The organism is Cyanobium sp. T1B-Tous (assembly GCF_024345475.1).
Classification (GTDB): Bacteria; Cyanobacteriota; Cyanobacteriia; order PCC-6307; family Cyanobiaceae; genus Cyanobium_A.
In genome coordinates, this window is sequence record NZ_JAGQBE010000027.1 from 20762 (window position 1) to 31605 (window position 10844).

The window sequence follows — 10844 nt, forward strand, 5'->3', positions numbered from 1 at the left end:
CTATCGCTGCCGCAGCACGCCGGCCTTTGAAACTCGACCAATTCCTCAAATTTCAGGGCCTGGTGGGCACCGGTGGCGAGGCCAAGCTGCGCATCCAGCGGGGCGATGTGCGGGTGAACGGCACGATCGAAACCCGCCGTGGCCGCCAGCTGGCCCTGGGGGACGCGGTGGCGGTTGACGGCCGTGAGCTGCTGTTCACCCCTGCCAGGGCGGTGCCTCGACCGGCGGCCCATTAGGTTTTGCTGACAATCAGTGAGGTGGTGCCGGTGCGCAAGGCCGTGATCGCGGGCAACTGGAAGATGCACATGACCTGTGCCGAGACGCGGGTGTTTGCGGCAGCGTTCCGCCCGCTGATTGCCGATCTCCCCGACGACCGCGAGGTGGTGATCGCGCCACCCTTCACCTCGATCCCCACCCTCTGCCGCCACCTGGAGGGGGCCGGGGTGAACATCGCCGGCCAGAACGTCCACTGGGAGGACACCGGCGCCTACACCGGCATGATTTCGGCGCTGATGCTGCTGGAGCATGGCGTCAGCCACGCGATCGTGGGCCACAGCGAGCCCCGCAAGTACTACAGCGAGAGCGACGAGCAGATCAACCTGCGTGCCCGCAACGCCCAGCGCCATGGGCTGATTCCGATCCTGTGCGTGGGCGAAAGCCTGGATCAGCGGGAGTCGAATGAAACGGAGCGGGTGATCCACCGCCAGATCGAGCAGGGCCTTGAAGCGGTGGATCCCACCCGGCTGATCGTGGCCTACGAACCGATCTGGGCGATCGGCACCGGCAAGACCTGTGCCGCCGAGGAGGCCAACCGCATCTGCGGGTTGATCCGCGGCTGGGTGGGCAATTCCTCCGTCACGGTGCAGTACGGCGGTTCGGTGAATCCGGCCACCATCGACGATCTGATGGCCCAGAGCGACATCGACGGCGTGCTGGTGGGTGGGGCCTCGCTCGATCCGGTGAGCTTTGCCCGCATCGCCAACTACGGCCGTTGAGGTTGCCCTGATGGGCGATCCCCGGCTGCCCTGGGGGGCGCGCACCGGCGTGATGGGGGTGCTCAACCTCACCCCCGATTCCTTCAGCGATGGCGGCCGGTTTGATCGGCCGGAAGCGGCGGTGTGTCAGGCCCGGCTGCTGCTGGCCCAGGGGGCCGATGTGTTGGATCTGGGTGCCCAGAGCACCCGCCCCGGCGCCGAGGAGGTGGGGCCCACACGCGAGCTGGAGCGGCTGCTGCCGGCGCTCAAGGCGATCCGCGCCGCCCATCCTGAAGCCCTGCTCTCGATCGACACCTTCCATGCCCCGGTGGCGGAGGCGGCCCTGGCGGCGGGGGCCCACTGGATCAACGATGTGAGTGCGGGCCGGCGCGATCCTGCCCTGCTGCGGCTGGCGGCGGCTGCGGGCTGCCCCCTGGTGCTGATGCACAGCCGCGGCGACAGCCGCAGCATGGATGGCCTGGCCCGCTACGGCGATGTGGTGTCCGAGGTGCGGCAGGGGCTGCTGCAGGCCAGCGACACGGCCCTGGCGGCGGGGGTGCGGCCGGAGCAGCTGATCTGGGATCCGGGGCTGGGCTTTGCCAAGGACACCGAGCAGAACCTGGCCCTGCTGCGGGGGCTGGCGGTGCTGGCGGCCGAAGGCGTGCCCCTGCTGGTGGGGCCCTCGCGCAAACGCTTCATCGGCGCGGTGCTGGAGGAGCCCCGGCCCCGGGCCCGGCTGTGGGGCACGGCGGCGGTATGCAGCCAGGCGATCGCCCAGGGCGCCAGGATGTTGCGGGTGCACGATGTGGGGCCGATCGTGCAGATCGCCCGCATGGCCGATGCCCTGCGCTCTGATGCTCCGGCCTGATCAGCCAGCTTGGTAGTCGATCTGGCCCTTCTCGTTCACCTTGGCCATCGAGAAGAAACGGGCGGTGGTGGGGGAGATGAAGCCCAGCTCGGCCAGCAGCTCACCCACCCGGCCACCCTTGGTGCGCTGCAGGTTGAGGGCCTGGTCGAGCTGCTCGGGGGTGATGCAGCCCATCTCCACCAGCCGCTCGCCGAGCCGTTTCTCATTGAAGCCCTGCTCGTCAAAGAGGGCGGGGTTGAGCAGCAGATCGAGCAGCTGGGGCGGCACCTGCAGGTTGAGCCTCAGGAATTCGCCGAAGCGCTGGGTTTCGGCAAAGGGGCGGTAGTCCTCCAGCAGTTGCTCCAGTTCTTCAATCTCCAGCACGCCGGCCTGAACGAGCTTGTTGCCGAGGGTCTGACGCTGGAAGCTGGTGTCGGTGCTGGCGGCGGCATTGAGGTCGCCCTCGATCACCTGGGGTGCCTGGAACGCCTCGCGCACCCAGGCGTCGTTGCCGAGGAAGCCAAACAGCTCCCGGGGATTCAGGGTGAGGCTGCCGAGGCTCTCCTCAATCAGCTCCTCCAGGAAAGCCACCTCGGTGGTGGGGCCAATCACCTGAAACGGCAGGCGGGAGGTGCTGCCATTGGCCACCAGCTCCAGCTGCACTTGCTCCGAACTCAGACGGAACCGATACATCCCTACAACTCCAGACGGGTTCTGACGGGTGTGGGCCGAGAAGACACTTCACCCCAACGGCCTCAACCTAGCCGTGAATTGGGACGTTGCCCGTGCAGAACGCGCAATTTTTCCCAACCAGTTGTGGCGTATTCAGCGGCTTGTCTGTAATTTGCACATGTCTGCAGCGGCGATTTGACACGGACATTCGACGCGGGAGAGCCGAATCCATCGATTTGGCGATCCCTGGGCCAGGGGCGCGACCTGGTTGTCAGGAAGGCTGTGAATGCCTGGAACACCAGCTTTGAGCTGGTCGACGAGCTGGTGCATCACCGCTTCTTCCAGTCCCTCCAGGACGTGGATTGGAGCCAGTATCAACTTGGACCCATCTTGATCGCCTCGGTGCTGATCAACCTGCTGGAACTGGCGTCCCCGCTTTACATCAACATCGTCTACACCTCGGTGCTGCCCAGCGGCTCGATGTCGAGCCTGGTGGTGATGACCGTGGCTGTGCTGCTGTTGATGGTGCTGGGCGGCTGGCTCAAGACCGTGCGGCTCGGTTTCACCGGCGGTGACGGCGCCCGGCTCGAGCACCAGCGCCGGCTGGAGGGCTTGGCCCACTTCTCCCAGATGCGCCTGAGCGACTACCTGCGGGCCTCGCCGGCCACCCACCTGGAGCGCCTCAACGCCATCAACCTGCTGCGCGATGAAAGCGCCCTGCAGTCGCTCACCACGGCGATCGACCTGGTGTTCTCGCTGCTGTTCGTGCTGGTGCTGTTCCTGATCGCCGGCAGCGTGGGCATCGTGGCCGTGATCGCGATCGTGGTGTACCTGCTGCGCGCTTTGGCCTTCGCCCGCGACTACGAGGGCATCAGCAAGCAGCGGGATCGCCTCGAGCTGGAGCGCCTCAGCTATCAGACCAAGCTGATGGGCTCGATCGATCTGATCAAGTCGAATGGACTGGGCCGCCAGTTCCTGGTGGGCAACGAGCAGCGCCAGGAGGAACTGGCCTGGCAGCGGATGGTGAACAACAACTTCAGCGGCCAGTACCAGGCCTTCGGTTCCCTGATGAGCCAGCTCACCTTCGCCGGCATCGTCACCTGGGGCGCCCTGCGGGTGATCCAGGGCAGCCTGCTGGTGGGCGCCCTGGCGGCGGCCCTGTTGCTGGCTGGCAAGATCCTCACCCCCTGGCAACAGGCGATGGGGCTGTGGAACAGCTACCGGCGCCTGGCCCACGCCCGTGATGAATACGACGTCCTGATGGCCACCCCGGTGGAAGACGAAGGCGGCGAGGAAAAGCTTGTTCTCTCCGCCGAAGGTGCCCTGAGCCTCTCTCTCGAGGGGCAGCCCCTGGCGGTGATTCCCACCGGGTCGGCGGCCCTGCTGCGGGATCAGCAGTTTGGAGCCCAGGTGCGCCACCTGTTCATGGCCCTGATCCAGATCGAAGCCGATCCCAGGCTGCAGCTCAATGGGTTGCCGATCGCCAGCTACCACCGGGAGGCCCTGCGCGATGGCATTGCCTACGTGGATCCCTCCCGGGACTTCTTCGACGGCACCTTGCTGCAGAACATCACCAGCTACCAGCCCCGCCGCTACCAGCGCCGCGCCCTGTTCTGGTCCTTCCTCGCCGGCCTCGACACCACCGTGCGGGGTCTGCCCCAGGGGTACAGCACGGCGATGGGCACCTCGGTGCCGTCCGGTCTGTCCAGGGATGCCCAGCAGCTCTTCCAGGTGATCACGGCCCTGGCCCGATCTCCCAAGGTGTTGCTGCTTGATCTCAGCGACTGCTCCTACGGCAAGGAGTTCATCGACGGCCTGCAGCGGATTCTGGGCCGCACCAAGGGCCGAACCACCGTGTTGATCAGTGGCGCTGGCCGCGTGCTCGGTTCGGTGAGTGACCAGCAAATCGACATGCCGGCCCAGGGCCGGGAGGTGCTCGCATGACCAGTTCCCCCTCCCGCGCCATGTTGCTGCGCGATCTCACCCTCAGCGCGGAAGCGCCGATGGCCTTCTGCGTGCGGCTGCTGCTGCAGCAGATGATGTGGACGGGCCGTCCCGATGAGCTGTTTGAGCTGATCGGCAACGACCCCCGCCAGATGGACCTGGTGGATGCCCGCAACCTGCTGCTGCGGCTCGGTTACGGCAGCCGCTTGGAGGGCCTCGAGAGCTGGAGCCAGCTCAATCCCCAGCTCCTGCCGGCCCTTTATGTGGGGCCCGACAACGTGCCCTACGTGCTCTCGCGCACCAGCAAGGGCGAGCTGGTGGCCGGCAATGTCAATGGCCGCACCGACCTCTACAGCGTGCCCACCGGTGGGCGGCTGGTGTTCCTGCAGGACAAGGGCAGCACCGAGCGGGTGACCCTGCTGCAGCAGATCCTCTATCGCTTCACCAACCGGATCTCGGTGCTCTATGGCATCAGCTTCGCCCTGGCGTTGCTGGCCCTGACGCTGCCCTTCTACATCCGGGCGATCTACAACATTTCAATCCCGAGCACCAGCGTGCTCTCCACCTTCTGGATCTTCCTGGGGGTGGTGCTGCTGTTCGTGCTGGATTGGATCCTGCGCCAGTGGCGCACCACCCTGCTCTCCCAGCTCTCGGGCCGCCTGGATGCCCTGCTGGGCGTGAATCTGGTGGAGAAGCTGTTTGGGCTCGACTACCGCCAGATCGAAACCCTGGGCCAGCACGGCCTCACCAACCGGCTGCGCAACCTCGATGGCCTGCTCGCCTACCTGCAGGGCCCCCTGGCCCTGGCCTGCCTGGATTTCCCCTTCGTGGTGATCTACCTGGGGGCGATCGCCCTGATCGCTGGCCCCCTGGTGTTCGTGCCGCTGGTGCTGATGGTGCTGAGCGGGGTGCTGGTGTGGCTGCTGTCGCGCTACTACACCGGGGCGTCTGAGCTCAACCTGGCTACGGGCATCGGCATCCTGCAAGCCCAGCAGGAACTGGTGAATCGCTTCCTCGAGGTGAAGCTGGCCAACGTGGAGTGGGTGTGGCTGCAGCGGCTGCGGGGCCTGTCGGCCCAGAGCACCAGCAGTGCCCTCACGATCAACCGCCAAGTGGGCCGTCTGCAGGTGATCACCAGCACCACCTCCCAGCTGGCCGGTGTGCTCACCCTGGCTGTGGGGGTGTGGATGGCCTACACCACAGACCAGGGCCCGGCGGCCATGGGCAACCTGATCGCCGCCATGTTCTTTGTATGGCGGGTGTTCACGCCCTTCCAGCAGTTGATGAATGCCCTGCTGCGCTTCGATTCGATGCGCAAGCAGTACGGCCAACTGGATCAGTTCTTCAAGCTGCGCAATGCCAGCCGGCCGGTGGCCTCGCTCACCAATGCCCCTCGCATGCGCGGCTCGATTCTGTTGGATTCGGCCGCCTGCCGCCTGGGCGGCGAGGGTTCCCTGGCGATCACCAGGGTCTCCCTGTCGGTGGCGCCGGGCGAGCTGTTGGCGATCACCGGCAACGCCGGCTGCGGCAAGAGCACGGTGCTGCGGGTGATTGACCAGCTCTATCCCCTGGCCAGCGGCACCCTGCTGTTTGACGGCAAGGACTACCGCCAGTTCAGCGTCGAGGCCATCCAGCGCAACATCGCCTATCTGATGCCCCAGAGCGAGCTGCTGCCCGGCACGATCTGGAGCAACCTCACGGCCATGAACCCCGACGCCACCGTGTCCGGGGTGCGTCAGATCTGCGCCACCCTGGGGCTGCTGGAGTTTCTCGAGGGTCTGCCGGAGGGCTTTGATACCGAACTCAGCGATGAGATCGTCTATCAATTACCCAACGGTGTGCGTCGGTTGATGTCTTTGGCCCAGGCGCTGATCAAGGACACGCCCGTTCTGCTGATCGACGACATCAGCCAGGGTCTGGCTCCGGATCAGTTCCAGGCGGTGCTGGAGGCCCTGCCCACCCTGCGGCGCTGCACCTTCAGTGGTCAAGACCGCAGCATCATCCTGGCCACCGACAACAAGTTGTTGCTGGAGAAGGCCGACCGCCTCTGCATCCTGGACAAGGGCGTGACGTCGTTCCAGGGCACGGCCGATGAGTTGCGAGCGCGTATGCAACAGAGCGCTGCCTGATCCCCATTCTTTGTTCCACCGCCCCCCTTCATCGCCATGACTTCCACCCCCGCTAACGGTCCTACCGACTCCTCCTCCCTGGCCCTGCCGCCCACCGGCGGTCTGCTGGCCCGCCTGCCCGGGCTCGACAGCCCCGATGCGATCACCCTGGTGGGTCGCAACCGGCTCAGCCAGGCATTGGAGCTGGAGGAGAAACCCGATAACCGCTACCTGCGGCTCAGCCTCTATGTGCTGGGGGCGGCGGCGCTGATCTTCTTCCCCTGGGCGGCGCTCACCCCGATCACCCAGGTGGTGAATGCCTCCGGTGAGGTGATTCCCGAGGGTGAGGTGAATGTGGTGCAACACCTCGAGGGCGGCATTGTGTCGCGGGTGGAGGTGAGCGACGGCGAGGAGGTGCGTGAGGGTGAGGTGATGCTGGAGTTGCGGCCCAACCTGGTGGAGAGCGAATACCGGGCCACCGAGCAGCAGCTCAAAAACCTGCTGCTGCAGCAACAGCAGCTGCAGGCGGCGATCCGCGGCGAGCGGGTGCTGCCCCCCACCGAGGGCATCCAGGAAGGCAATAAGGTGAGCAAGGCCCAGATCGACCTGCTCAACAGCCGTCTGGACAACAGCGGCGACCAGATTCAGGCCGCCAAGGCCGTGGTGGCCGAGAAGCGCGCCGAGGTGACGGGCCTCAACAACCAGATCGCCCTGTACGTGAAGCAGCGGGCCATGTGGGCCGGCCTGGTGGCCTCCGGTGCCGCGTCGCGCCTCAACCTGCTCGACATCGACACCAAGCTCGCCGAGATGCGCGGTGCCCGCAATGAGTCGCTCAAGGCCTTGAGCCAGGCCGAAGCGAATCTCCGCGGCGTGAGCTCGGGTCTGGTGTTCGAGCAGAACTCCCAAATCGCCCAGCTGGTCAACGAGGAGGCCGTGGTGGCCGAGAACATCAAGAAGGTGCGCAACCAGCTGGAGCGCACCAAGATCACCGCCCCAGTGGATGGGGTGGTGAGTGACCTGCGCTTCAAGGCCCCCGGCGCGGTGGTGGGCCCGGGTGCGGTGGTGCTGTCGGTGGTGCCCAACAGCACCCAGAAGTTGGTGGAGGTGCGGGTGCCCTCCGGTGACATCGGCTTCGTGAAGCCCGGCCAGAAGGTGGACGTGAAACTCCAGCCCTTCGATTCCACCATCTACGGCTCTGTGCCCGGCAAGGTGGTGAGCATCGGCGGCAACTCGGTGCAGGATCCCGACGACCGCAAGTACTACTACAAGGCCCGCATCCAGCTGGATCGTCAGTTTGTGGATGTGGCCAACCGCAAGTATCCGATCGCCGTGGGCATGCCCCTGGTGGCCGACATCAAGGGCCCCCAGCGCAGCGTGCTGCGCTACATCTTCCAGCCTTTCACCCGCACCCTGGATTCGGCTCTACGGGAATCCCGCTGAGATCGTGCCGAAACGGTTCGGTTCGTCCCTGGCCGCCTTCGGGCGGCCTTTTTAGTTTGTGGATACGGGAGCCCGCGGGTTCCACCCTCGCCCCCGCGTTGTTCGCCATGGGGAGTGATGACCGATTCCTTTCTCACCACCGGCCCGCTGACGGCGGCGAATGAAGCCGCCCAGGCCCAGGAAGACGAAAACCGCTTGGCGGGCAACCCGCCCAAGGCGCTGGAGGTGGATCCCGCCGGCCAGTTGCCGAACCCCGAGGGTTATACCCCCGTGGGTGAGGGCGTGATGGTCACGCCGGTGGAAGAGGCCCCCGGTGGCCGGGTGCCCGCCGTGGCGGTGGGCACAGAACTGCCCACCACCGATGCCGGAGGTGGGCTTGAGGTGCTCGGTGGTGGTGGTGCTGTGGCTCTGCTGGCCACCCCGGAGGTGCCTGCTGCCCTCACCGATCTGTCTCCAGAACTGGTGGCCGCTGGGCCTGCCGCCGCCGCTGCCGTGACGTTGCCTGAAGCCGTTGCCGCCGCTGCCGGCCCAGAACCATCCACGGAACCACCAACAGAACCACCAACAGAACCCCCAACCGAACCGCCCACGGAGCCGCCAACGGAACCTCCCACCGAGCCCCCGACGGAGCCGCCCACGGAGCCCCCCACTGAACCTCCAACGGAACCCCCGACGGAGCCTCCCACTGAGCCACCGACGGAGCCGCCCACAGAACCTCCAACGGAGCCGCCCACGGAACCCCCAGTTCCCATTGAGGGTCGCTGGAAGATCGACCAAACCCCGCAGGCTGGCGACAAGACCGGTGGCGACACGATCTGGGAAAACCCAATGAAGGGCCAGAAGCCCGACACCTTGTTTGATGTGTCGTTCAACCATGGCAGCTACAAGCTGGCGGAAGGCCAGCAGATTCAGGTGTTCCTGGATGTGCACCACCAGCACGATGACGCCACGCTCACCACGGCGGATCAGGCCGACTGGACCTTCGCGGTGAGCAGCAAGGATCCCGGTTTGGCGGTGGTGGACAGCCAGCTGGAGGACGGCCAGCTGGTGGTGACGCTGCAGGCTGTGCGCGATGGGGTCAACCTCACCGGCGATGTGTTCCGGGTGGAGGTGAGCGCCGTGGATGACGACGAGGCTGAGCCCACGCCGGAGCTGCTGGTGTTCGATATCAACGACGACGTGCCCGCCCTGGATCTGGCCACCAACACGGTGATCGGCTCCGATTGGGACGACCACGACGATCTGGTGATCACCATCGCCGAGAATCCCGCTCCGGACGACCCGGCGTTTGCCGATCTCGGCGCTGTGGTGGAGGCCTTCGAGGCGGAGATTGAGGCCCATCCAGCGGAGGCCCCCACCGATGCCGATCTGGGCCTGGAGCTGCTGCTCAGCCAGGAGGCCAACCTGCCCGACGACCAGGCCCTCGATGGGCTCGCGGATGGGGCCGGCGACGACAGCGGCCTGGCCGAGGCGGCCTTTGAACAGCAGAACACCGTGGACGAACTGCTGCTGATGGATCTGCCCCTGGATGCGGTGTTCCACGGGGCGGACGCCGCCGACGACGGCGGTCGCTAAGGCCGGTGCGAGTACACCGGTCCGAGGGCATCGGCCAAGGCGTCGCTGAGGCGTCGCTCGCCCTTGGCCCGCAAGGCCTGGGGATCCCAGTCGCGGTGCACGGTTTGGCCCCAGTGCACCAGGCTGGGATCCCCTTTGGGCTGCTTGTAGAGGTGGTAAATCGGCAGCAGGGAGGGGTGGTAGATCGTCCAGCCCCGTGCCAGGAGGCGTTGGGCATACACCAGCTCTTCGCCGTTGAAATAGAGGTGGGGGTCGTAGGGCACTTCGTCGTAGAGGGTGCCGGCGGCAAACAGGCAGCCCGCCGCCAGCCGCTGGCCTGGCACGGGCCGGCCACTGGGGTTGGCCACCAGGGCAGCTCGGTTGCGCAGGGGGTATTCGGGATGGGGCTCCAGCACGATCACCTTGCCTGTGGGCAGGGGGATTGGGCCGGCGTCCGGGGTCCAGGGCATGGGTGAGGCCGTGAGCAGGGCCCGGGGCTGCTCGAGGGAGGTCCACTGGTCGATCAGGATTTGGTCCCAGCCGGGATCGAACCGCATGTGGGAATCGATCTGCAGGAGAAAGGCTTCCCCCTCCATCAGGCCCGCCAGCATGGAGCGGGCAAAGCACACGCCCCGGGCATCGCGGGCGTTGAGCCAGATGTAGCGAATCTGCGCCTTCCAAGTGGGCAGCTCGCCATAGCGATCCACCACGTGCTGATCCACCACGCCAAAGCGCAGCCGCTCGGGGTGGGCCGCCTGGCCGTAGGCGCTGTGCAGGGTGGGGAAGAGCTCCGGGTCGTTGTAGGCGGCCACCGAGACAAACAGCAGCGGTGCTGGTGGTGGGGCCATGGCAGGAGCGATCGCCTCAGTGCCCATGGTATGGACCGCGGCTGCGGCCCATTTCTCACCCAGCTCTCAGAAAGGGCAGATCCGTTGCGCTGCAATTGATCTGGGTTCATCTCCCGGCATTTACCCTCCCCAGCGGCACCCAGGGGGTGACAACACCCTGTTTTCCCCTTGGTGAACTGGGAGGCCCTGCATACGGTGGAACCAGAGAACTGCTGGAACCATGGCTGAAGAACTGAACAACATGCTCACCGACGGTGCCCAGGCCGACGAGGACATCAACCGCCTGTCCGGCAACATGCAGGATCCGTCGGTGGTGGATCCCGCCGGCAGCTTCGACAACCCTGATGGCAACACCCCAACGGGTGAAGGGGTCGACAACACGGGCACGGAGCAGGCTCCCGACAGCACGCCCCCGGCCAACAACGTCACCCAGGACATCCCAGGTCCCGACGTCCCA

10 protein-coding genes are annotated in these 10844 nt (G+C 66.2%); 8 read left to right on the top strand and 2 right to left on the bottom strand.

Annotated features, from left to right (window positions below; genetic code table 11):
• Positions 1–26 precede the first annotated feature (26 nt).
• From KBY71_RS08030 to folP, 3 genes are read left to right on the top strand one after another with little or no spacing between them, the layout of a single operon-like run.
• Positions 27–236, top strand: a complete 210-nt coding sequence (locus tag KBY71_RS08030; RefSeq protein ID WP_254928410.1) for an RNA-binding S4 domain-containing protein — start codon at positions 27–29, stop codon at positions 234–236.
• 30 nt (positions 237–266) lie between these two features.
• Complete coding sequence (gene tpiA, locus KBY71_RS08035) at positions 267–995, top strand: triose-phosphate isomerase (protein ID WP_254928421.1); 729 nt, start codon at positions 267–269, stop codon at positions 993–995.
• 10 nt (positions 996–1005) lie between these two features.
• Positions 1006–1842 (top strand): dihydropteroate synthase, encoded by an 837-nt coding sequence (folP, locus tag KBY71_RS08040; protein ID WP_254928411.1) that lies wholly within the window; start codon positions 1006–1008, stop codon positions 1840–1842.
• Here the strand turns inward: folP and KBY71_RS08045 are convergent, their stop codons facing one another.
• Positions 1843–2514, bottom strand: a complete 672-nt coding sequence (locus KBY71_RS08045) for a hypothetical protein (protein WP_254928412.1) — start codon at positions 2512–2514, stop codon at positions 1843–1845.
• A gap of 174 nt (positions 2515–2688) precedes the next feature.
• On the opposite strand from KBY71_RS08045, the gene KBY71_RS08050 reads away from it, so the two are divergent.
• The 4 genes from KBY71_RS08050 (at position 2689) to KBY71_RS08065 (ending at position 9560) form a co-directional block, all read left to right on the top strand.
• Positions 2689–4437 carry an ABC transporter transmembrane domain-containing protein gene (locus KBY71_RS08050; RefSeq protein ID WP_254928413.1) on the top strand — a complete coding sequence of 583 codons (1749 nt, stop codon included), beginning with the start codon at positions 2689–2691 and terminating at the stop codon, positions 4435–4437.
• A complete protein-coding gene (locus KBY71_RS08055; RefSeq protein ID WP_254928414.1) occupies positions 4434–6566 on the top strand; it encodes an ATP-binding cassette domain-containing protein in 2133 nt (710 codons plus the stop codon). Before KBY71_RS08050 ends, KBY71_RS08055 begins: the two co-directional genes overlap by 4 nt.
• Positions 6567–6602: 36 nt before the next feature.
• Positions 6603–7985: an HlyD family type I secretion periplasmic adaptor subunit gene (locus KBY71_RS08060; RefSeq protein ID WP_254928415.1), complete on the top strand. Its 1383-nt coding sequence runs from the start codon at positions 6603–6605 to the stop codon at positions 7983–7985.
• A gap of 117 nt (positions 7986–8102) precedes the next feature.
• A complete protein-coding gene (locus tag KBY71_RS08065) occupies positions 8103–9560 on the top strand; it encodes a hypothetical protein (protein WP_254928416.1) in 1458 nt (485 codons plus the stop codon).
• Here KBY71_RS08065 and KBY71_RS08070 read toward each other — a convergent pair.
• A complete protein-coding gene (locus KBY71_RS08070; RefSeq protein WP_254928417.1) occupies positions 9557–10387 on the bottom strand; it encodes a UDP-N-acetylglucosamine-transferase in 831 nt (276 codons plus the stop codon). The two genes, KBY71_RS08065 and KBY71_RS08070, sit on opposite strands and share 4 nt — an antisense overlap.
• Positions 10388–10607: 220 nt before the next feature.
• Between KBY71_RS08070 and KBY71_RS08075 the strand changes: the two genes are divergently transcribed.
• The coding region (locus tag KBY71_RS08075) for a hypothetical protein (RefSeq protein ID WP_254928418.1) at positions 10608–10844 on the top strand (237 nt) is incomplete at its 3' end.